Below are 22059 nucleotides of genomic sequence, written 5' to 3'. Positions count from 1 at the left end.
ACTTACTTCCAAATGAATGATTAGATGGCGAGGGTGAAGTTATTTCCTTCCAATATGGAAGAAATAGCGTGCCTGACCGATCGCTATTCCCAATCTGCGCCGTTGGCAAAACGGTTAACCAGAAAATCGATGAAGGCTCGGGATGACTGAGCGAGATGTTTGGCAGGCGGATAGAGCGCATAGAGCCCGAGCGGCGGTACTTCGTACTCTTGCAGCAACGCAATAACCCGTTTTTGTTGCAGTGCCTGAGCGGCAACAAACGTTGGCAGGCGCGCGATGCCGAGCCCGGCACACGCGGCTTCTAAACACACATCGGCATTGGAAAACTTGAGTCGGCCATTGACGGCAAGATCCTGCACTTTGCCTTGATCATTGAGATACGGCCAGTGGTAGGGATCGCGAAAATTCGTATCGATAATGCAATGGTGCTGCGAAAGTTCGCGAGTGTGAATGGGCATGCCGTGCTGCTGCAGATACTCCGGCGAAGCCAGGGTCACGACGCGGACTTCACACAGTTTACGGGCAATCAGACTGCTGTCGTCTAACTTGCCGATGCGTAGCGCCAAATCAAAGCCTTCATCGACAATATTGACGCTGCGATCCGAGAATTTTACGTCGAGATCGATATCGGGAAACTGTCTGGAGAAGGCAATCAGGCTGGGGGCAAGTTGGCTTTGGCCAAACGTGACGGGTGCGGAAATCCGCAGCCGGCCGGACGGCAGGCGCGAGGCGTTACGAATCGAATCGTCGAGCTCATCAAGATCGTCCAACACGCGTTTGATACGCTCGTAATAAGCCTGACCGACATCTGTCGCGGCGAGTGAGCGGGTCGAGCGTTTGAACAGCTGTACGCCGAGCTCTTGCTCAAGGCGCGAAATCAGTTTGGAGGCCTGACCGCTGCTGATTGCCAAGCGCTCAGCGGCTTTGGCGAAACTGCCGAGTTCCATTACCGCGACAAACATTCGGTCGCATTGCAGCCTGTCCATTCGCTATCCTGATAATTTTCATGAATTTACAGCAAGCTTATGGAGAGATGACGCCAAAGGCAACGGGATTGAGGAGATTTATGTCGCTGGTCAGAATCAAAAAGAGCGGCTGGTGGCCGCTCTTGTCTCGTTCAAATCGAGTTCTGTCAGGGATGGATCGCTGCTGGCTGCGGTTTGGGTTTTAACCAACTGCCGGAGATAAATGACAGCAGGCCAACAACCAGTGTCGGCACAATCGGATGCACGCCGCCCATGTCCGGCTTTATCCACATCAGGCTGATATAGACGGTCAGCCCGGAAACCATGGAACACAACGCCCCCATGGCCGATGCCTTTTCCCAGTACAAACCAAGTACTAACGGCCACAAGAACACGGCTTGCAGGCCGCCGAGGGCAATCAGGTTCAGCCACACAATCATGTCTGGTGGGTTGGTGGCAGCAAAGAAGACCAACAGGGCAAAGATGCCGGTGATCCACAGTGACATGCGATTGAGTTTACTCTCCGCGTTGTCCTCTTTGACCACACCCGGATTGATGTAGTTGATGTAGAGATCTTTCAGCAGCGTGGCTGACGCCTGAATCAGCTGTGAGTCGATGGTCGACATGATGGCTGCCATCGGGCCTGCGAGAAAGATGCCGGCCACCATGGGTGGCAGTACCGTCATCATCAGGGTCGGCATGATCTGATCCGGGCTGCCAACATCCGGCACAATCGCGCGCCCCAATGCGCCTGCCATGTGGGTGCCAAACATCAGCAGCGCCATCATGATGGTGCTGATCACCATGCCTTTGTGCAGCGAAGGACTGTCTTTGTACGACATACAACGCACCGCCGCATGCGGCAGACCAATCACGCCAAAACAGACCAACACCCAGAAACTGAGAATAAACGGTTGGCTGAGGAAGTGATTCGGTCCATACGGAGTGACCAACGCGGGATCAATCGCATGCAAGCTGGTGATCAGTTCCCCGACGCTGCCGCCCGCGTGCACCACGCCAACCAACAGAATAATGGTGCCGATGAGCATCATGATGCCCTGAATGGTGTCGGTCAGTACCACAGCGCGAAAACCGCCGATGGTGGTATACAAACCGACGGTGCAGGCAAACAACAACAAGCCCTGTTCATACGGCAATCCGGTGACGGTTTGCAGCAGGCGTGCGCCGCCGACAAACTGCACAACCATGGTGCCGAAAAAGGCGAGCAGCAAAGAGAACGAAGCCAGAATGACGACCGCGCGACTTTTAAAGCGTGCATACAAAATGTCATTGAGTGTCAGGGCGTTATGTATGCGCGCTTCAATCGCAAACTTTTTACCCAGAACCCCCAGTGTCAGCCAAGTCGCCGGTAACTGGATCATCGCCAGCAATACCCATCCGAGGCCCATTTTGTATGCCGCTCCGGGGCCGCCGATAAAGCTACTGGCGCTGGCATACGTGGCGGCCAACGTCATGGCTAATACGAAGCCACCCATGCTGCGGCTACCTACAAAGTATTCGCTGAGGAAGCTGCCGTTTTTGTAGTGGCGGCGAGTCAGAAAAGCGACCGCGAATACGCCAATCAGATAAATAACTAAAGGTATGAGAAGTTGACTATTCATTGGATTCGTCAGGATTTACATCTAAGGGAATATCGCGATAAAACACTTTCACCATCACCGCGCACAGCACAGTGAAAATGATTGGGCCAATCACACACGAAAGCAGGAACCAGAGCGGCATGCCGAAATAGAGTTCAGGCATGCTGGTGTCTTGCGGCGGCGCCGAAAACCCATAGGCGGAAACGTACCACCAGATGAAGTAGCCCACTGCCAGCGCAATGGCTAAAAAAGCCTCACGATGCGCCTGACGATACCTGCTTTTTCTGTTGTCCATAAGTTGTCTCCCAGTCTAGGTACCATACGGAGGAGGGCTATGGTATTACAAATGTGCTGCAAGGCACAAAAGATTACTAAACCAGGGTGTTCAGGTTAGGTGAGTGCAAACCTGACCTGAACAAAAAGTGTCACAACAGACATGTACGTCGGCGCATGTGAGGAAAGGGACGGAAGGATAATCAGTCTTGGGGTAAACCTTCCCACAGTACAATTGCGGCGGCGAGATCTTCCAGCGATGCGCCGACCGATTTAAACAGCGTGATGTCGTCATCGGAGCGGCGGCCAAACACCTCGTGGCGAGTCAGCTGTTCCAAGTCGCCATGAATGTCTTCCATTGAGAACTGACCTTCGGCCATCGCCTGATGCAAATCGCCTGCTTCGCCTTTTGCGCCTGCCCAGGTATCGACAAACACCTGACTGCGTGCAACGGCTTCACCATCACATTCGCGCATATCTTTGCGAAACGCCCCGACCAAATCGAGGTGGCAGCCGGGTTGTAACCATTCACCCCGCACAATGGGTTCTTTGGAGAGCGTCGCGCAACTGATGATGTCGGCCTGAGCGCAGGCTTTGGCCAGATCGCTGACGGCTTCAATCTGCGTGATGGTGGTAAAGGCGCCTTGATAATCCTGATACTCATCAACCATTGCTTTCACTTTGTCGGGATTACGCCCCCAGACCAACACGCGCTGAATCGGCCGCACAGCGGCGTGCGCTTCAATTAGCATCGGCGCCACCTGTCCGGTGCCGACGATAAGTAGCGTCTGCGCATTTGTTTTAGCCAGATAACGCGCGGCCAGCGCAGAGGCTGCGGCGGTGCGACGACGAGTCAGTTCGTTGCCGGCAATGCACGCCAGCGTTTGGCCATGTTGGCCTTCCGATAACAGATACAGGCCGGAAATCGCAGGTAAGCCCACGGACGAGTTCTGCGGAAATACGTTGAGCATTTTCATGCCAATATAGCCATGTTGCTCCCATGCGGGCATCAGCAGCATGGTGGCTTCGCCGTCGGGGCGTTCAATGGTGTGGTGGTGACGCGCGGGGGCATTCACACCCGTGCGAAAGGTATCGTCCAGTTTGTCGATGAGCGTTGTCCAAGGCAGATGGCGGGCAACAACGTCGGCTGAGAGAAACTTCATAAAACCTCACAGAGTTTGCAAGACTGGCAGCCAGTGCCGCCAGTCGGAGTCACTATTATTCCCAGGCCGGGCCACCCATCACATCGGGTAACCACAACGCGGTTTCGGGGAAGGCGAGCACTGCCGTCAGCACCAGAAGCTGAATTACAATAAACGGCACCACGCCCGCATACATATGACGCAGCGAAATATCCGGCGGCGTAATGGCACGCAGATAGAAAATCGACGGTGCCAGCGGCGGAGTCAGGTAGCTGGTTTGCAGTACCACCAGGAACGCCACGCAGAACCACACTTCATCAAAGCCGAGAATGCGCACCACGGGCATTGCAACCGGAATCACGATCAATACCACCGACATCATGTCGAGCACAAACCCTGCCAGAAATGCGATGATGAGGATCAGCGCCAGAATTGCCCACGCTTCAAGTCCAGTGCCGAGCAGCACTGATTGCACGGTCGCCATACCACCTGCGGCAAAGAATACGCCCGCAAACATGTTCCCGCCGAGCACAATCAGTAAGATCATGGCAGAGATGTTGACGGTGCTCATCAGCGAGCTCCACATCACCTGCAGTTTCAGGTTACGGTAACAGGCGGCCAGAATGATGGAGCCAAGTGCTCCACAGGCGGCGGCTTCGGTCGGTGTGGCTAAACCCATCAGGATGGTGCCCAGCACGGCAAAAATCAGAATAGCCGCTGGCAGCAGCGCAGTGAACGTCGCGACCAGTCGCTCTTTCAGGCTGTAGCCTTCGCCATCTTCAATCTGGCGAGGTGCCACCGCCGGTTTCAGCCACGAGAGCACAATCACGTACAAAATAAACAGCGTCGCCATCATCAGGCCCGGCAGCAGCAAGCCACTGAATAGCTGACCGACCGACACGCCCGCTACCGGACCAAGTACAATCACGGTAATCGAAGGCGGAATCGCGGTACCGAGCGAGCCACTGGCGCAGATCACGCCGGACAGCAGGCGTTTGTCGTAAGCGTGTTTCATCATGATTGGAATGGCGAGCATGCCAATCACCGCTTCGGTTGCGCCGACCACGCCGCTCGCGGCAGCGAAAATGGTGCCGAGCAGAATGGCGCCGACGCCAAGTCCGCCGGGCATGCCGTGCGTCCACATATGGATGGCTTTAAACAGCCGCTCGGCGATACCGGATTTCTCCAACATCGCCCCCATGAAAATAAACAGCGGGACGGCGGCAAGTATCGAGTTGGTGGCGGTTTCTTCAATTTTGCTCAGCAATTGATAAGCGGTCACGTCGCCAAATTGCATCAGGCCGAAAATGGTCGCGACCAGAATCATGGAGAATGCGACCTGAAATCCCGCAAAGATAAACAAGATCAATAGCGGGAACATCAACAGGGATAAATAATCACTCATACATTCACCTCGCGGCCAAGGGCGATTTGCGCCGATTTCAGCAGTTCTGCCAGAATTTGCAGGCTCAGAGCCGCCAGGCCAATAAACCAGACGCCATAGATTGGCCACATCACCGGGTTCCATGCCGAACGGCCGGAGCGTTCACCACTTTCAAACGCTTCGTAGAAGTAGTGGTACAAATCCAGACTGATCCAACACACGATAGGCAGGAACATCAGATAGCAAAGGCTGCGCACCGTTGCGTTGACGCGCGGTTTGAGTTTCAGAGTCATCACATCGACACTGACGTGCTGTCCAAGACGCAGTGCATTGGCGAGGCCAAGCATGAAAATGGCGCCCATGACCATATAACTGATTTCAAAAGCCCATAGGGTCGGGGAATCAAACATATAGCGGCTGAAAACTTCGGTGACAAGTGCACCGATCAGCGGCAATACCAACAGAGCGGCGATCAGCCCGGCAAAGCGGGTAATGGCCTCGATACTGGTAATCAACTTCATAGTGTTAACCTAATTACGATCGGAAAAGAGACCAGACAGCCGCCTTACGGCGGCTGTGGCAAAGAAGATTAGCCTTCGGTCGCGCCGATTTGCAGACGGTATTCCGGCCACAGTTTGATCTTCTCTTTGAACTCGCGCTGAGAGGTCAGCACGCGCTTGAACCAAGCGTTGTCTGCCGCGTGTTCATCTTCCCACTTCTTAGTTTCTGCCATGATCTGGCTGATGAATGTCGGATCCAAACGAACGATTTCGTTGCTGCCATTGACCAGCTCTTTGTAAACATCTAAGTCGGCATAAGAAGAAGCCAGCCATGAATCAAACAGAGACAGTTTGGCGGCTTGGCGAACCAGGGTTTGTTCTTCGGCAGGCAGTTTGTTCCACGCTTTTTGGTTCACCTGACACTCCAGTACGCCACCCGACTGGTGAATCCCCGGTAGAATCACGTATTTCGCCACTTCCTGGAAACCAGTTGGACGGTTCATTTCTGGGCTGCCCCATTCGGCTGCGTCAATCACGCCACGTTCCAGCGCGGAGTAGATATCGCTACCCGCCATCACCACGGTTGACGCGCCAAGACGAGAGGCGATTTCTGCCCATGCGCCAGAGGTGCGGATGCGCAGACCTTTGAAGTCTTCCAGCGTGCGAACGGGCTTGTTGGAATGAAGGAAAATTTCGGTGCCAAGAATGGAACAAGGGAAAGCGACCACACCGAATTTCTCTTTACGGTACTGTTCGTACAGCTCGATACCGCCGCCTTTGTACATCCACAGCATGAACTCTTCCGGTGTCAGACCGCTTGAGTGACCGGCCAGCAGCGCGGTCGTTGGATCTTTACCGTAGTCGTAGTTGATGTAGTTATGGCTGACCGTCGCCACGCCCGATTTTACGGTGTCCGTAACTTTCAGCGCGCTGCCGAGTGTACCACCCGGAAACACTTTCACGCTGATGTCACCGTGAGTCAGTTCGCTGACGTTGTCGGCAAAAAACTTGGCGTCGCGTTCCAGCCAAGGGCCACCAGACCAAGGGGTGGCCATGCGCCATTCATCGGCGTGAGCGGCTGACGTTGCCAGTGAAACACACGCAGCCAGAGCGGCGGTTTTCATGATTTTACGAAGATTTCCTTTCATCTTTACTGAGTCCTTTTACGGGTTGTAGGTTTACCTCGGTTACCTGAGGTCGCCGTATTCAGGCGGCACCCACCCACGCGCATACAACGCCACTACGCGCGGGCGCAACGGATGACCGCCTTCCGACTGGGTCGGGTACGTCGGTTATTGGAATATTGTGCTGTGAGCTATTTCGTTATTTCTCGCCAAAGAGTGACTGCATCTCTCGGGCGCGATCGGCACAGTCCTGCATGGTCTGTGCAACGATTTTGCGAAGCCCGGCGGCTTCGAATGAGGCAATGGCACGCTCGGTTGAACCTTGTGGCGACATCACATTGCGCATCAGTTGCTCCGGTTCATCCTCACCGGTTAGGGCCATGGATGCGGCGCCAAAGCCGGTTTGCAGCGCCAGTTTGCGTGCTGTAGAGCGGGGAAGTCCTTGTGCCACGGCGGCATCTTCCATCGCTTTGAAAAACAGAAAGAAATATGCAGGTGCGCTGCCCGCGACGGCGGTGGCGGCATCCATCAGCTCTTCATCAGCCAGCCATTCGACAATGCCGGTGCTCGACAGCAGTTTTTCGATCTGCTGACACTGTGCTTCGCTGACCAGAGTATTCGCTTTAAGCGCAGTGGCTCCACAGCCGATCATGGCTGGCGTATTTGGCATGGCGCGCACCACAGGTACGTGCTCACCCAACCAGACTTGTAACGAACCGAGCGGAATCCCCGCGGCGATGGAAAGTACCAGTGGCGGCACCTCGCGAGCATCTAAGCTAGGGCGTAGTTCCTCACATACCACCCGCAGAATCTGCGGTTTGACGGCCAGTACCACAATGTCGGCTTGTGCGATGGCGGCGCAGTTGTCGCTGGTGACCTGAATACCGAAGCGCGTGCTGACGGCGTCAAGCATGGCTGTGTCCGGCGACGTTGCGGTAATGCTATCGGCTGGGTATCCCTGACTGACCAAGCCGCCGACAATTGCGCTGGCCATGTTTCCCGCACCAATAAAAGTGATCGTTGCTGTCATTGTTATTTTTCTTCCTGATTGAGAGCTGTGTTTGCCGCATGGTGTCCGTGCGTTGTTTGCATTTAAGCAGCTACTCATGTTGGATTCTTGTTTAAAACTCCTGATTTTTTGCGCAAATTGCAGCACTTGTTTAACATTTGAAACGCTTTTGAAATATTGCTTGTGTTTTTAATGACACCTTTGTTATAAGAGAATAATTCTTATTAACCTGGTCGGACATGTTTCCACACTCATCATGGGTATTCGAATTCGAACACAAACTCTGCAAAATAGTTGCTTACATCATGACCACGATTACCATCAGATTGTGATTGCGTATCGTGGCGGCGCAGCGTTTGAAGTGCAGGGCAGAGGCGGTCAGGTTGACCCGTTTCATGGTTGTTTGGTGCCAGGTGGAGATGTCCACTTTTATGAGGGGATCGGCGATAATAGCCACATTATCCTCGATATTCCGACTGAGAATGTCGGTTTTAAGGTTGAGCGTCTGTTCGAATCGGCGCAGTATTTTGATATCGATTCCGGCCTGCGTTATCTGCTGGCCTACATGCACCGGGAAAACAAAGTGTGGGACAGCTATCCGGAGGCGGCGGAGGGGATCACCACCACCTTTTTATCCAGCCTGCATCAACGCATGTTCCACAAGCAGGAAGTCAATTACCTTCATCGTGGCCGTCTCGATTTGGTTGCGATCGACGAATACATTCAGCAACACATTGATGAAGCGCTGCCAACCTCGCGCTTAGCGTCGGTCAGTAATGTCAGCGCCGGGCACTTCCATGAGCTGTTTCGCGAAGCGGCAGGCATAACGCCGGGGCAATACCTGTTTACCGCGCGGATGAAACGTGCGCATCAGATGATTCGTGATACTCGCTTGCCGCTGATCGAAATTGCCGAAAAGGTCGGATTTTCCAGCCAGAGCGCGTTAACTCATGCGTTTCGGCGCTTTTTCGGTGAAACTCCGGGACAAATGCGTCGTAAAATGTCTGCAAAACGATGATCGCTAAATCGGTGGTCAAATGCACCGAACAGCCGTAATCGTTCTAAATTGTCATATTAACTTCATAACATTGGCGTAGTTTCTTCACAAAACGAAGGAACGTATCGCCGTGATGAATGACGTCATGACGCGGCTCTGGCACCATCCCGCTGCGCCGCGCTGTTACACCCTGATGAGCCTGATCTTGTTCGTCGGGTTGATGGCTTGGTTGCAAGCACCAATACTCACCATGCCCCAAACTCTCACTTTTAATCAGCTATCCTGTTCTGCGGTTAAGGCAACAAAACACGCCGACCCAGCGCTGCCCAATCTAACCATATTGATCCCGGCGCATGTTATGGCAAGGCCTCTGCTGTCAACGCTGTGCAGTGACCCTGTTCTCAATCACCGTTTTAGTGATGTTACGGTGCAATGGTTGCCACGTGGTGAACTGACGCCACGTATGATCTATCAGCAGGATTTCGATCTGATGTGGGGGCGCGACTATCATCTGGCGGGATTGAGCCCGGACTATCAGCGCTACTACGAGACCCTGCTGCCCATGCCTCAATACGATGCGCTGTGGTTTGCCCGCGAGCCCATCACGCCGCAATTCCTTGCGACGCATCGTATCGGTCTGCTCAGTGATACCTTCAGTCGCTCTGGCTATCAGCTGCCGGTACAAGTGCTGGAGCAACTGTCTATTGATATTCATGCTGCTAATGTGATCCGTTATCCGTCACGTCAGGCGATGGTTTCTGCGCTCATGACGGGGGAGATTGATGTCATTCCGGATACCAATTACAGCCCGCTGTATCAGGGCGATACGTTTTATCAAACGACGATCGCGCAGGGTATTTCCGCTGGTGGCTGGTTTGTTTCCCGTTCATTGCGCGACGTTCAAGTGCTGCAAGCGTTGCAGCTTCGCCTCAAACAATTGCTGACAGCTTCCGCCCCATGAACCTTATTTCCTTAGTACGCCGCGCACCGATCGCTCGCGTGTTTGGTTTGACCGTGTGTTATCTGCTGATCTCGCTGTTGGTCAGCGTGATGCAGGCTCAGGCACGTTTGCAGCAGTTGATTGATGGCCCGATTGAGGCGGCGCGTAGTCTGGTTTGGCGGGACAGTGCTGAATTGGGCGAGCAGGCTGAAACCCAAGTGCTGTTTGCGCTGCAAAGCCGTGAGACGCTGAACCATCTGCAATGGCACAACCCGTTGCAAGTGCTGGCAACGTGCGGGTTTGAGTCTTCAAACTCGGCAACAAACGGGCTGCGATTCCCGATTACGCTACAGCTGCCATCGCAGGGTGAGGCGCAGCGCCTTTCCATGCAGTGCGATGTGCAGTGGTTGCCATGGGTCAGTATTGCGCTGTTGGCGGCGGGGCTGACTTCTCTGCTGATGCGCTGGCGGCCGCAACCACTCAGGCTGAGCGATCAGCGTTTGCTGCATCAGTTGTCTCAGCAGGGAGCTGATGCCAAGGTCTGGAAGCAAGCGCTGCAACACTTTCGCGGTTCGGCGCCGAGCGCTGAACCTGATGGTGATTATTTGCTGGCGGTGATCGCCAGCTACCAGTCTTCATACACGATTGAAGATGCGGTTGAACTGCTCAATCAAGCTTCGCAGCCGTTGACGCTCAAGTTCATCACTCATTCCGGTCAACTTCAGGTTCGCCTGAATGCGTTGGTGATCCCTTTGTCGGTTACGCCGGCCATTTACTGGCTGTGGTACGCGCAGCGCCGCAAGTGCGAGAGCGATAATGGCTGGGTGAGCAACCCGCCAGCGAACCGTCCGGATGTGTTCAGTGCGCAAAGTTTGATTGAGTTGATGGAGCAATTCGGAGGTCATGGGCGCGCCATTAGCGAGCTTAAACAACATGGTTTGCGGGCCAAAACCCTCGATCAGAACCGCAATAAAATTAAAGAGGCGCTGCTGGGTGTGGTTGGGGAGACGCTCACGGAAGCTTGCGGATTTGAAAATGGCCGAAAAGATCAAAACGCGCAGTCTTGCTACCGTTTAAAGATGTCTCCAAATCGGATTGATATTGCTATCGATGATTTTTAACTGATTGAAATTTAGTGAAAATATTTTAAAGATATCTCTGTATTGAACCGCTGAAAAGTTGTAACCGAAGCGTCATGTTTTTTCGCAAAAGTAACGTCCAGACCGCTCAAACACGGAGTTTGAGCGGAAGACAACACAGTGAAAAAACGGATCAATCATGAAGCAATTCTCAAAAGTCTGCCTGACGATGGCAGCGTGTGGCGCCCTGACGCTTTCCAACCCATCTTTTGCGCTCAATATTCTGCTGACGAATGACGACAGTTGGGACACCACCAACATTCAGGTGATGAAAAGCACGCTCGAAGCGGCGGGGCACGATGTGATTATGTCGGCCCCTTGTACCGGACAGAGTGGCAAAGGCGGCGCGATGACGTTCCTCAAACCCGTGTCGGTTGATGAGACCCAGTCGGCGGATCAGGAATATTGTGTCGGTGACACCGATACCTCGGTGGCGTTTTCCAGTTTCGCAGAAGGAACGCCAGTGATGGCGGCGATTTACGGTATTGATGTCGCCGCGCAGGCCGTGTGGGGGCAAGATCCGGATCTGGTGATTTCGGGGCCGAATGAAGGTAACAACCTTGGTTATATGAACAACAACTCCGGCACGCTCGGTGCGGCGATGATTTCACTCAGCCGTGGCATTCCGGCCATTGCGGTTAGCGCCAATTCCAATACCGCGTCAGACGCAGAGCAGTCACAACTGGTGGCGAACGTGGTGGTTAAGATTGTCGCGCAGCTGGTGGCCAATCAACCTTCGGGCCAGCCGCTATTGCCTGCTTACACTGGGTTGAACGTCAATACCCCGGAAGAGATGAACAACACGCAGGGGTACAAGTTTACCGATGTGGGCTGGAACGGCGGCGGCGCGCTGCTTAAATTCAGCGATGATCTGTCTACCGATTCCACCGCGCTGTACTACACCATGCAGAGCCTGATTGCGGGCGGCATGACTTCAGAAGAAGCGCAAGCGGCGGCAACGAGTGCGCTATCTGGCAAGCAAGGGCTGACTTTCACCACTGGTGATGCCGGCGACAGCAGTGAAGATTCTGAAGGTGTCGCGGTTAACGAAGGCTACATCACCATCAGCACGATTGATGGCAACGTGCAGGCGGCACGCGGCAAAGTCGCGTTGGTTGGCCAGCGTTTGATCGGTTTGGAGTAGGGAAGCGGTGATGAAACAGCAACAATGGATGATGGCACTTTGCTGCGCGTTCGCATTGTGGGGGTGTAAACCCACTGACAACACCATACAAGTAGGCACGTATGAAGGTGTGGTATGGAGTGACGACACGCTGCCTTTATCAGCGCAGGTTGTGGTGCAGAATTCGGCGACGTTACTGACGCTGTGGGATGAACGTGAGCATCAGACCTCGTATGTGGGCAGCAGTAGTGAAGGTAAGCTGGTATTTTCGGCGGCGGGGTTAAGTTGCGAAATGAGCGCCGCTGCTCTGGCGTGCACCAACAGCAATGGTGAAACCATTCTGTCACCGGTCTCTGCAGAGAGCGTGGATATTGCCAGCTTTGCCGGCTCCTATCAGGCGCGTTATCACGACGCACTGCTGCAAATGAGCATCGATGACAGCGGCGCACTTACCGTCAGTGGCGCAAGTTGTGAAAGCTCAGGCAGTCTGACCGCGACCACCGAGGTCAATGGCTTGGCGGACATGCAACTGACGGATGACCAATGCGCCGCAGCAGGGCATGTGAATCTGGTTACTCTGGAGACGGAGAACGAATCTCTGGTCAGCCTGAATATTCAGACCAACAGCGCGACGTTTCCTCAGGTGTGGGTGAAAATCTGATTTCTTGTTTCTTCTTCCAAAGCCGCTGCTCACCAGCGGCTTTGTCTGCTTTTTGCTCCGTCATGGTGACGTTGAGCAATTTCCTCAGCAGGCTCAAACAGTTGCATCAGCTTTTGCTGATTTAGTGTATCCACAACAAAAATAAGGTTGTTAATCAATAACTAAGATAATTGATATTCTTCTCATGAATCACTACACATTGAAGGTGATCAATAGTACCTTGTGCCGTTTCTGACCATCTATTCATCACAAGAAGAACGATCACCTTATGCTTGAGCAGTTTTTTGTTACGGATGTCGACCCATCTAAACTGGTTACCGGAACTTATGACCCGTGGCTGGTGCTGCTTTCGGTGTTTCTCGCCTCAATGGCATCGTTCTTCGCTTTGCGTCTCGCGGCGGCTGCGCGCCATATTGTGATCAGCAAATATCGCCGCATCGCTCTGTTCTCCGGCGCTTTCATCATGGCAGGAGGCATCTGGAGTATGCACTTTGTCGGCATGCTGGCTTTCGCGATGCCGCATTCGATGGATTACGACCCAATGATCACGGCGCTCTCGCTGCTGCCCGCGATTGTCGCCAGCTACATCGTGCTCAAATCTCTGATCGATGAAACGGACTCCTGTCGCCTCACGCTGCGCAATGGACTGATTGTCGGCGCAGGCATCGGTGCGATGCATTACCTCGGTATGGAAGCGATGCGGATGGACATGGCGCTGCGCTATGATCCGTACTGGTTCGCGCTCTCTATTGTGGTGGCGGTGGTTCTGGCGTTTATTGCGCTCTCGGCGCGCCGTTTGCTGCGAAAACGCTTTCCTGCTTTGCGCTCTCTGCACGTGAAGTTGATCAGCGCGGTCATCATGGGCGCGGCCATTTCGGGGATGCATTACACCGGTATGGAAGCGGCGCGTTTTATTGAACAGTTAGAGTGCATTACCCCTGTGGCGGGCATGCATGCAGGCGTTCAGGATAATCAGCAGCTCGCGTTGGCGGTGGCGATTTTCACATTGTTGATTTCCACGCTGGCACTCAACGTCAGCTCACAGCTACGTTACCGCCAGCTGTTGTCGGAAAAGACCTCTGGCGAAGCGCGATTACAAGCCATTCTGGATACCGCAACCGACGGTGTGATCACCATCAATGCCAAAGGCGAAATTCAGGGCATCAATGCGGCGGTCAGCCAGATATTTGGCTGGCAGGAAAATGAAGTGCTCGGGCGCAATGTGTCGATGCTGATGCCATCGCACCACCAACAGCAGCACGATGGCTATCTCAAACGTTATCTGGAAACGGGTAAAGCGAGCGTCATCGGTTCACCGCGCGAAGTTTACGCGCGTCATCGCAATGGTGATTTGATTCCGGTACGTCTCGGCGTCGGCCGCGTCAATCTCGATGACGGTGAAACGCTGTTTGTCGGCTTTATCGCGGACATTTCGCAACGCAAAGCGATGGAAGAAAAGCTGCGTGAAAGCGAGGAGCGCCTTAGCTCGCTGATGCAAAACATTCCCGGTGCGTCGTTTCGTCGCCTGCTCGATCATGGCTGGACTCCGATTTACCTCAGTGACGGTGTCGCAGAGCTGTGTGGTTACTCTGCCGATGTGCTGCTTTCCGGAGAAGTCTCGTTTTTTGACTGCCTGTTCGAAGAAGATCGCCCTCAGTTGTGCGACAACATTCGCAACTCACTGGATGAACGGGAAACGTACGAAATTGAATACCGTGTCACTCACAAGGACGGTCACACGGTATGGGTGCTGGAAAATGGCATGATTGTGCGCGATGAAAACGGCAATGTCGTGTGGTCAGACGGTGTCATGGTCGATATCTCCAGTCGCAAACAGATGGAAAGCGAGCTGTTGGAAGCGAAGCTGCGCGCCGAAGATGCGGCGGAAAGTAAAGCTTCGTTTCTTGCCAATATGAGCCACGAAATCCGCACACCGATGAACGCCATCATCGGCTTTACCGACATTCTGCTTGATTCCGACATCAGCGGCGAAAATCGTCGTCACCTGCAAACCATTTGTCAGTCGTCGCGTTCGCTGCTGCATCTGCTCAATGACATTCTCGACAGCGCCAAGCTGGAGAAGAACAAACTCGAAATAGAGCCGATTCCATTTAAGCTTGCGGCGTGTGTCGACACCGTGATCTCAACCTTGTGGCTGGGGGCAAAAAGCAAACGGGTTGAGTTGGATTTAGTTATGTCGGCCGACTTGCCCGAAGTGGTCGAAGGCGCAGAAGATCGTATTCGTCAGGTGTTGATGAATCTGGTCGGTAACGGCATTAAGTTTACCGAGCACGGCAGCGTCACGCTGGCTGTCGACCCGATGACCGATAAGCCTGGCTGGATACGTTTTAGTGTGACCGACACCGGTATTGGGATTGAGCCGGAGCGCCTGAACGCGATTTTCGAACCCTTTACTCAGGCCGATGCGTCAATGAGCCGCCGCTTTGGTGGTACGGGGCTGGGTACCTCAATTTCTAAACAGCTGGTCGAGCTGATGGGCGGCCAGATTTCGGCAACCAGTCAGCCGGGCCGAGGCAGTTGCTTCGTGATTGAACTGCCGCTCCCGGCCAGTGAACTGACCGTCGCTACGCCGTCATCTCAGGTGGTGGCGTTGCCGCATCTGCGCGTATTGGTGTGTGATGACATTGAACAGAACATTAACCTGCTGCGTATCTTGCTTGAAAGACAGGGGCACACGGTATTCACCGCTCAGGATGGTCTCGAAGCGGTGCGGCAATATCAGACGGTGCTCCCGGATGTGGTGCTGATGGATATTCAGATGCCAAACCTTGATGGCCTTGGCGCCAGCCGTGAGATTCGCCATTGGGAGGCCGAGCAGAATCTGTCTCAGGTCCCGATTGTGGCGCTGACGGCCAGTGTGTTGATTGAAGATCGTTTGCAGGCCAGAGATGCAGGCATGGCAGGCTTTGCCAACAAGCCGGTTGATTTTGCGCAACTGACTCAGGAAATGGCGCGTGTGTTGAACATCAAGCCGCAAGCCAGCAACTCGAATCCAGCAGTTGAACGTGAACAAACCACAGATTCAGATTATCAAGTCGTGCATTTCGCAAAGGCGATGAAATTGTGGGGTGACGAACGCTTATACGCAGTGGAGTTACAAGCCTGGCTCGACAAACAGGGTGAGGTGGCAAGCACGTTGGCGGCACTGGCCGATGATGGCGCCTGGAGTCAACTCGCCGAGCGGGCGCATGCACTGAAAGGGCTGGCTGGCAATCTGGCATTGATGCCGCTCTTCCACGCTTTTACGCAATTAGAAAAATCCGCCGATGCTCATCTGCCTGCTCACGTGAATCAAGCGCTTGCCGACATTGAACGTTATTGGGCAGCGCTGAAACGCGACAGCGCCAGACTCAATGACCATTCGCAGGAGAATGTACCAATCACAGCCGATGCAGAGATCGATACTCAGGCTCTGATCGTACACCTCAACGACTGGTTGCACGCCACTCAGTCAGGGGAACTGCGCGATGATTTGGCGACGCTGCTGCTTCAGTCGTCACCGGCCACCATAAAAAAACAGATTGTCGAGGCTCACAACGCCATTGACGAGTTCGATTTCAAAGCGGCTGCGCAGGCAATGCAGCAGGCGTTGAATGCGCTTCAATAAGAGGAAACTGTATGTCTTTGCTTGCGAAACAGCCACCGCGAATTCTGATTGTTGATGACGAACCCGCCAACCTCAAAGTCATGCGCCAGGTGTTGCAGGATCATTATCGCCTGTCGTTTGCCCGTTCTGGTCAGGATGCGCTGGCATTGCTGGAGCAGGAGAGTGTCGATCTGGTGCTGCTGGACATCATGATGCCGGAAATGACCGGTTTTGACGTGTGTGAACAGTTGAAGGCCAACGCCGCGACGGCAGCGATTCCGGTCATTTTTGTTACCGCTTTGCGCGATACCATTGATGAAGAAAAAGGGTTTGAAATTGGTGGTGTGGATTACATCGTCAAACCGATCGTGCCTGCCATCGTCAGAGCGCGGGTGAAAACGCATCTCTCGCTGGTGAAAATCGAAACGCTGCGCGAAACGCAAATCGACCTGATTCAGCGCCTTGGCCGCGCGGCGGAATACAAAGATAACGAAACCGGCATGCACGTACAACGCATGAGCCATTACGCCAAAACGCTTGCGATGGCGGCAGGGATGGATGAAGAACAGGCCGACGAACTGCGTATGGCCTCCACCATGCATGACATCGGCAAAATCGCCATTCCGGATCAGATTCTGCTTAAGCCGGGTAAGCTTGATCATGACGAATTTGATCACATGAAAAAGCATGCGCAGATTGGTGCCAACATTCTTGCGAAACCTCGCTCGGCGCTGGTGGCTTTGGCACATACCATCGCGATTACTCATCATGAAAAGTGGGATGGCAGCGGTTACCCGCATGGTCTGGCGGGTGAAGATATTCCGGTTGAAGGGCGCATTGCCGCCATTGCCGATGTCTTTGATGCGCTTACCAGCGAGCGACCGTACAAAAAAGCCTGGCCGGTGGACGAAGCGGTCGAGTTTCTGCAAACACAGGCGGGCAAGCATTTTGACCCGCAACTGATTCCGCTGTTTATCGCCAACCTGCCTCAGATTCTCGATATCAAAGAGCAGTTTAAAGAGTGCTTGGCGGAGGCGGAATAACGCAGCTTAGATACGTGTTGGCTATTGGCCAACGCTGTTCTCTTCATCCATAAAAAACTCGGGCATACTTTTCGCCGCCTGTTTGACTGATTCGGTAAAGCGGTAGAGCGATTTATGGTGGCGGGTGTTGGTCGGATAGGCGAGGCCGTAAGGGTAATAGACCGCTGGCTCAAAGGGGCGGGTCACCACACCATTGCTGGCCCACACTCGCGCCGCAAAGGGTTCGAGGATGCCCACGGTTAATCCCTGAGCAATCATTGAATACGCGGTGTGGGAGGTGTCGATGTAGATGCGGCGACTGAGCTGCGATTCAACTTCGCTCAGCACCTGCGTTAGTTTCTGCCAGTAGTTAGGGTTGTTGTCGAGCACCGTGATCACCGATTCTCCGGCAAGGTCTTTGGCGGTAATCACTTTCTTTTTCAGCAGCGGATGGCCCTTTTTGGCCGCGAACACATAGCGCGCATTGCCGATAAACTCCTGCTCAATACCACTCAATTGCGGCAATTGCAGGCCCACCGCCAGATCTACCGAGTTGGTTTGCAACTTCATCACAATTTCTGCCATGCCGTCGGTGTGAATCACCACTTTTTCTTGTGGAAAATAGCGTTGATGCTCGGTCAGTACCATCGGCAACAACGTACTGGCGATCGCGGAAGTGGCGGCGATTTTGAGTTCTTTCGGCGCCTGGCTGCGGATCTGCGCCGCGACGGATTCCAGTTTTTCTAAACCGAGAAAACTCTCTTCCACCGAACGGAAAAACTCACCGGCCTCATGGGTGGGATACAAGCGGCCTTTGCGGCGTTCAAACAGCGGGAATCCGAGCGAGTGTTCTAAATCGCTGATTAAACGGCTGACCGCAGGTTGCGTGACGTGCATTTCTGCCGCCGCTGCAGCGGTGGTACCGCGGAGCATGATATTGCGGAACGCTTCAATCTGGCGAAACTTCATTCAAAAACCCATAACATTTGTTTATCGAATATGACTTAATATAAGTTGATGTCATCGACTTTAGTTTACATGATGGAAACGAGTCAATAACAAATCCGCTTGGAATTGATTCGTTATCGGGACGCAAAAGGCAATCACGGACAGGTTGCTGGCGTCTTCGTTTTAAACTGTCAGACAAGGAAGTACAGATGGCAGAGTGGCAAGACTCCCCAATTCTTACCGTCAATGATCTTTCCGTTCAGTTCGGTGCGTCGACTGTGATTGAAAACCTGAGCTTTCAGGTCTTTCCGGGGCGTACGCTGGCTATCGTCGGCGAATCCGGTTCAGGCAAGTCGGTCACTTCGCAAACCATCATGCGCCTCGCTGACATGAGCGGCGCATCTTATCCCTCTGGTCAGATTCTCTATTCTCCGTCGGTGGATGGCGGGCAGGAGTTGCTGAGCCTCTCTCAGGCTGAAATGCGCGCTATTCGCGGCAAAGAGATCGCGATGATTTTCCAAGAGCCGATGACCTCGCTCAACCCGGTATTCACTATTGGCGATCAGCTGTGCGAAGCCTTGCTACTGCATGAACAGATGAGCAAACCGGACGCTGTTAAAGAGAGCCAAAAACTGCTGGAAATGGTGCGCTTGCCGGATGCGGCAGAAATGCTTAAACGCTATCCGCATCAGCTGTCTGGCGGTATGCGACAACGGGTAATGATCGCTATGGCGCTGGCTTGCAAGCCGAAAATATTGATTGCCGATGAGCCGACCACGGCGCTTGATGTGACCATTCAGGCGCAGATCCTCGCCATCATTTCGGACCTTCAGAAAGAGCTCAATATGGCGGTGATCTTCATTACCCACGATATGGGGGTGGTGGCGGAAATTGCTGATGATGTTGTGGTGATGTGGAAAGGCAAAAAAGTCGAGCAGGGCGAAGTTCGCGATGTGTTTGTCCGGCCGCGACATGTTTACACTCAGGCCCTGCTCAACGCTGTGCCACGGCTTGGCAGCATGACGGGCCGCAAGCACCCGTGTCGCTTCCCGGTCATGGTGATTGATGACGGCAAGCTCAAAGTGGTGGGTGAAGAGAAAGAGCAGGACACCGCCAAATACAATGATGCTCCGCTGCTGCGGGTACGTAATCTGGTGACCCGCTTTGATACCAAAAAGAACTTCTGGGGGCGCACAACGCATCGCGTGCATGCGGTTGAACAGGTCAGTTTTGATATTTATCCGGGCGAAACACTGGCATTGGTCGGTGAGTCGGGCTCTGGTAAATCCACGATCGGCCGAACCATTCAACAACTTCAGCGCGCCACCAGTGGCGACATTGAGTTTGAGGGCCGGGCGCTGAGTGCCCGTTCTAAAGCAGAACAAAGTCGCCTGCGTCAGGAAATTCAATACATATTTCAGGACCCGTTTGCCTCGCTCGACCCGCGCAAAACCGTCGGTTACTCGATTGCAGAACCGATTCGCACTCACCGTTTGCTCAGTTCAGACAAAGCGATTGAGCAGCGTGTCGGTGAACTTCTGGAGCGCGTTGGCCTTAGCGCTGAACATGCCAAGCGTTACCCGCATGAGTTCTCGGGTGGTCAGCGTCAGCGCATCTGTATTGCCCGCGCGCTGGCGTCAAAACCGAAATTGATCATTGCCGATGAAGCGTTGTCTGCGCTCGATGTGTCGATTCAGGCGCAGATCATCAATCTGTTTATGGAATTGCAGGAAGAGTTCGGCATCGCGTACCTGTTCATCAGTCACGACATGGCTGTGGTGGAAAAAATCAGCCACCGTGTCGCGGTGTTATACCTCGGCCAGATAGCGGAGCTTGGCAGCCGTCAGCAGGTGCTGGAAACGCCGACTCACCCATATACCCAGAAATTACTCAGCGCGGTGCCGGTTGCGGACCCGACGCTGCAACGCAAACACGTGCGACTAACCGGTGATATCCCCAGTCCGGTACGAGCGGTGGGTGATGAGCCTGCTGCCGTGCAGCATGTGGAAATCAGCCCCGGACATTTTGTGGCGGAAATCCCAAAGGAAGGGATGTTCCAACCTATCGTAGATGGAGAATACGTTTATGAAGAAACACACACCGAAACACTGGCTTAAATCAGCCGGCCTGGTTGCCGGATTGACCTTCTCGTCGTGGAGTTTGGCAGCGGGCTCGCTGACGGTGTCTTCCCCGCAGGATCCGGGCAGTTGGGATCCGATTGATACCTTTCTGGTTAACTGGGCTTCTGTGGCCACCAACCTGTATGACGGCCTGACGTATCGCGGTCCGGATTTGCAATTGAAACCGGGGCTGGCGACGTCGTGGGAGCAGCTCGACGACGGTAAACGTATCCGTTTTCATCTGCGTGAGAATGTCACTTTTCATAATGGCGAACCATTTAACGCTCAGGCAGTAAAATTTACCTTTGACCGTTTGTTGGGGGATGAAGGTAAGAAAGGGCCGCAGCGTTCAAACTATACCGCGATCGATCACGTGGAAATCATCGATGATTACACGGTGGACTTTTATCTTAACGCCCCTGATCCGGTACTGCTGACCAAACTGGCAGGTTATGGTGCGATGATTGTGCCGCCAAAATACATTCAGGAGCATGGCGACGCGTACTTCAACACGCATCCTGTCGGTACGGGACCGTTTAAGTTCAAAGCCTATAGCCCGAAAGTGTCGATCGAACTTGAGCCGTATGCCAGCTTCTGGGGCAACGCGCCAAAACTGTCGCAACTGACTTATCGTTTTATCTCCGAGCCTTCGACTGCGGTGGCAGAGCTGCAATCAGGACGGGTTGATCTGGTGATTCCACCGACCATTCCGATTGGCATGATTCCGACCATTAACGCCAATCCGAAACTGGATGTGGTGACCACGCAAAGCCCGACGGTGTATGCGCTGCGCTTTAATTCGAAAAGCGGCATCACTAAAGATGAGCGTGTTCGTAAGGCGCTGATTTATGGCGTGGACCGTCAGGCGATCATCGATTCAATCCTTGGCGGCCAGGCTGAACCGATTGCCAGCTTCCAAAGTGCGATTTCGTTTGGTAACGACACGGCGATGAAGCCGCTTCCTTATGATCCGAATAAAGCGATGCAACTACTTAAAGAAGCCGGTGTGAAGCCGGGGACTAAGATTCAGCTGGATATTCGTGGTAACGATGCAACATTCAATGAAGTGACGCAGGCGGTCGCGAGCTACCTGCAAATCATCGGCCTGAATGCGATCATCAAGCCTTACGAAACTAACGTGTTGCTGAACGACATTATTCCATCGGGTAAAACCGGGGCGATGTTCCAGCAATCCTGGGGTGGTTGGACGCTGGATTACGACAACACGGCTTACTTTATGTACCACACCGGTGAGAAGTGGAACCCATACGACAGCGATCCGGAACTGGATAAGCTGCTGGAATCACAGCGCTCCATCATCGATCAGCCAAAACGCGAAACGATTCTGAAATCGATCGCCAATTACACCGCCGATCGCGCACTGGAAATGCCGCTGTACAGCCTGAATGCCATTTTTGGCGTATCGAAACGCGTGAAAAACTTCACGCCAGTGCCGGACAGTCGTCTGCGCCTGACCGACGTAACGGTTGAGTAACCTCTGACG

General features: G+C 53.7%; 18 protein-coding genes. 9 read left to right on the top strand and 9 right to left on the bottom strand.

Annotation, left to right across the window (positions count from 1 at the left end; genetic code table 11):
- Positions 1-83 precede the first annotated feature (83 nt).
- From DYA43_RS22775 to proC, 8 genes are all read right to left on the bottom strand, one after another.
- On the bottom strand, positions 84-986 hold the full coding sequence (locus tag DYA43_RS22775) for a LysR family transcriptional regulator (RefSeq protein WP_061055777.1): 903 nt from the start codon (positions 984-986) through the stop codon (positions 84-86).
- A gap of 146 nt (positions 987-1132) precedes the next feature.
- Positions 1133-2587, bottom strand: coding sequence for a sodium/pantothenate symporter (panF, locus tag DYA43_RS22770; RefSeq protein WP_061055776.1), 1455 nt, complete (start codon positions 2585-2587; stop codon positions 1133-1135).
- On the bottom strand, positions 2580-2861 hold the full coding sequence (locus DYA43_RS22765; protein ID WP_047460794.1) for a YhdT family protein: 282 nt from the start codon (positions 2859-2861) through the stop codon (positions 2580-2582). Before DYA43_RS22765 ends, panF begins: the two co-directional genes overlap by 8 nt.
- Before the next feature lie 181 nt (positions 2862-3042).
- Positions 3043-4002 (bottom strand): bifunctional Delta(1)-pyrroline-2-carboxylate/Delta(1)-piperideine-2-carboxylate reductase, encoded by a 960-nt coding sequence (gene lhpI / locus DYA43_RS22760; RefSeq protein ID WP_047460797.1) that lies wholly within the window; start codon positions 4000-4002, stop codon positions 3043-3045.
- A gap of 55 nt (positions 4003-4057) precedes the next feature.
- Complete coding sequence (locus DYA43_RS22755; RefSeq protein ID WP_020328312.1) at positions 4058-5386, bottom strand: TRAP transporter large permease; 1329 nt, start codon at positions 5384-5386, stop codon at positions 4058-4060.
- Positions 5383-5886 (bottom strand): TRAP transporter small permease subunit, encoded by a 504-nt coding sequence (locus DYA43_RS22750; RefSeq protein WP_020328313.1) that lies wholly within the window; start codon positions 5884-5886, stop codon positions 5383-5385. The genes DYA43_RS22755 and DYA43_RS22750 overlap by 4 nt, the downstream gene beginning before the upstream one ends.
- Before the next feature lie 68 nt (positions 5887-5954).
- Entirely contained in the window at positions 5955-7013 is a 1059-nt protein-coding gene (gene dctP / locus DYA43_RS22745) for a TRAP transporter substrate-binding protein DctP (RefSeq protein ID WP_061055775.1), read from the bottom strand.
- A gap of 175 nt (positions 7014-7188) precedes the next feature.
- The gene (proC, locus tag DYA43_RS22740) at positions 7189-8019 is read right to left on the bottom strand and encodes a pyrroline-5-carboxylate reductase (protein ID WP_061055774.1); all 831 of its coding nucleotides are present in this window, start codon (positions 8017-8019) and stop codon (positions 7189-7191) included.
- Positions 8020-8254: 235 nt separating this feature from the next.
- Here proC and DYA43_RS22735 point away from each other — a divergent pair, with 235 nt between their 5' ends.
- The 7 genes from DYA43_RS22735 to DYA43_RS22705 all read left to right on the top strand — a co-directional run bounded on the left by DYA43_RS22735 (position 8255) and on the right by DYA43_RS22705 (position 17508).
- The gene (locus DYA43_RS22735; protein WP_225869373.1) at positions 8255-9016 is read left to right on the top strand and encodes a helix-turn-helix domain-containing protein; all 762 of its coding nucleotides are present in this window, start codon (positions 8255-8257) and stop codon (positions 9014-9016) included.
- A 112-nt stretch (positions 9017-9128) separates the two neighbouring features.
- Positions 9129-9956, top strand: coding sequence for a hypothetical protein (locus DYA43_RS22730; RefSeq protein WP_061055773.1), 828 nt, complete (start codon positions 9129-9131; stop codon positions 9954-9956).
- Positions 9953-11056, top strand: coding sequence for a hypothetical protein (locus DYA43_RS22725; RefSeq protein ID WP_061055772.1), 1104 nt, complete (start codon positions 9953-9955; stop codon positions 11054-11056). Before DYA43_RS22730 ends, DYA43_RS22725 begins: the two co-directional genes overlap by 4 nt.
- A gap of 157 nt (positions 11057-11213) precedes the next feature.
- Positions 11214-12218: a 5'/3'-nucleotidase SurE gene (locus DYA43_RS22720; RefSeq protein ID WP_061055771.1), complete on the top strand. Its 1005-nt coding sequence runs from the start codon at positions 11214-11216 to the stop codon at positions 12216-12218.
- 10 nt (positions 12219-12228) lie between these two features.
- Entirely contained in the window at positions 12229-12858 is a 630-nt protein-coding gene (locus tag DYA43_RS22715) for a hypothetical protein (RefSeq protein WP_061055770.1), read from the top strand.
- Between the two features lie 268 nt (positions 12859-13126).
- Complete coding sequence (locus DYA43_RS22710; RefSeq protein ID WP_061055769.1) at positions 13127-16486, top strand: PAS domain S-box protein; 3360 nt, start codon at positions 13127-13129, stop codon at positions 16484-16486.
- Positions 16487-16497: 11 nt separating this feature from the next.
- The gene (locus DYA43_RS22705) at positions 16498-17508 is read left to right on the top strand and encodes an HD-GYP domain-containing protein (RefSeq protein WP_061055768.1); all 1011 of its coding nucleotides are present in this window, start codon (positions 16498-16500) and stop codon (positions 17506-17508) included.
- 21 nt (positions 17509-17529) lie between these two features.
- On the opposite strand, the gene DYA43_RS22700 is transcribed toward DYA43_RS22705, so the two are convergent.
- On the bottom strand, positions 17530-18456 hold the full coding sequence (locus tag DYA43_RS22700) for a LysR family transcriptional regulator (protein ID WP_061055767.1): 927 nt from the start codon (positions 18454-18456) through the stop codon (positions 17530-17532).
- Between the two features lie 188 nt (positions 18457-18644).
- Here DYA43_RS22700 and DYA43_RS22695 point away from each other — a divergent pair, with 188 nt between their 5' ends.
- The gene (locus tag DYA43_RS22695) at positions 18645-20552 is read left to right on the top strand and encodes an ABC transporter ATP-binding protein (RefSeq protein WP_061055766.1); all 1908 of its coding nucleotides are present in this window, start codon (positions 18645-18647) and stop codon (positions 20550-20552) included.
- The gene (locus DYA43_RS22690; protein ID WP_061055765.1) at positions 20521-22050 is read left to right on the top strand and encodes an ABC transporter substrate-binding protein; all 1530 of its coding nucleotides are present in this window, start codon (positions 20521-20523) and stop codon (positions 22048-22050) included. Before DYA43_RS22695 ends, DYA43_RS22690 begins: the two co-directional genes overlap by 32 nt.
- The last annotated feature ends 9 nt before the right edge of the window (positions 22051-22059 follow it).

It is taken from the genome of Vibrio fluvialis, assembly GCF_900460245.1.
GTDB lineage: Bacteria > Pseudomonadota > Gammaproteobacteria > Enterobacterales > Vibrionaceae > Vibrio > Vibrio fluvialis.
This window is presented reverse-complemented; position numbering and strand designations above follow the sequence as displayed.

Excerpts from the sequence above, each read along its gene's own strand:
- DYA43_RS22775 (WP_061055777.1), bottom strand. The coding sequence starts at position 986 with ATGGACAGGCTGCAATGCGACCGAATGTTTGTCGCGGTAATGGAACTC.
- panF (WP_061055776.1), bottom strand. The coding sequence starts at position 2,587 with ATGAATAGTCAACTTCTCATACCTTTAGTTATTTATCTGATTGGCGTA.
- DYA43_RS22765 (WP_047460794.1), bottom strand. The coding sequence starts at position 2,861 with ATGGACAACAGAAAAAGCAGGTATCGTCAGGCGCATCGTGAGGCTTTT.
- lhpI (WP_047460797.1), bottom strand. The coding sequence starts at position 4,002 with ATGAAGTTTCTCTCAGCCGACGTTGTTGCCCGCCATCTGCCTTGGACA.
- DYA43_RS22755 (WP_020328312.1), bottom strand. The coding sequence starts at position 5,386 with ATGAGTGATTATTTATCCCTGTTGATGTTCCCGCTATTGATCTTGTTT.
- DYA43_RS22750 (WP_020328313.1), bottom strand. The coding sequence starts at position 5,886 with ATGAAGTTGATTACCAGTATCGAGGCCATTACCCGCTTTGCCGGGCTG.
- dctP (WP_061055775.1), bottom strand. The coding sequence starts at position 7,013 with ATGAAAGGAAATCTTCGTAAAATCATGAAAACCGCCGCTCTGGCTGCG.
- proC (WP_061055774.1), bottom strand. The coding sequence starts at position 8,019 with ATGACAGCAACGATCACTTTTATTGGTGCGGGAAACATGGCCAGCGCA.
- DYA43_RS22735 (WP_225869373.1), top strand. The coding sequence starts at position 8,255 with ATGGGTATTCGAATTCGAACACAAACTCTGCAAAATAGTTGCTTACAT.
- DYA43_RS22730 (WP_061055773.1), top strand. The coding sequence starts at position 9,129 with ATGAATGACGTCATGACGCGGCTCTGGCACCATCCCGCTGCGCCGCGC.
- DYA43_RS22725 (WP_061055772.1), top strand. The coding sequence starts at position 9,953 with ATGAACCTTATTTCCTTAGTACGCCGCGCACCGATCGCTCGCGTGTTT.
- DYA43_RS22720 (WP_061055771.1), top strand. The coding sequence starts at position 11,214 with ATGAAGCAATTCTCAAAAGTCTGCCTGACGATGGCAGCGTGTGGCGCC.
- DYA43_RS22715 (WP_061055770.1), top strand. The coding sequence starts at position 12,229 with ATGAAACAGCAACAATGGATGATGGCACTTTGCTGCGCGTTCGCATTG.
- DYA43_RS22710 (WP_061055769.1), top strand. The coding sequence starts at position 13,127 with ATGCTTGAGCAGTTTTTTGTTACGGATGTCGACCCATCTAAACTGGTT.
- DYA43_RS22705 (WP_061055768.1), top strand. The coding sequence starts at position 16,498 with ATGTCTTTGCTTGCGAAACAGCCACCGCGAATTCTGATTGTTGATGAC.
- DYA43_RS22700 (WP_061055767.1), bottom strand. The coding sequence starts at position 18,456 with ATGAAGTTTCGCCAGATTGAAGCGTTCCGCAATATCATGCTCCGCGGT.
- DYA43_RS22695 (WP_061055766.1), top strand. The coding sequence starts at position 18,645 with ATGGCAGAGTGGCAAGACTCCCCAATTCTTACCGTCAATGATCTTTCC.
- DYA43_RS22690 (WP_061055765.1), top strand. The coding sequence starts at position 20,521 with ATGAAGAAACACACACCGAAACACTGGCTTAAATCAGCCGGCCTGGTT.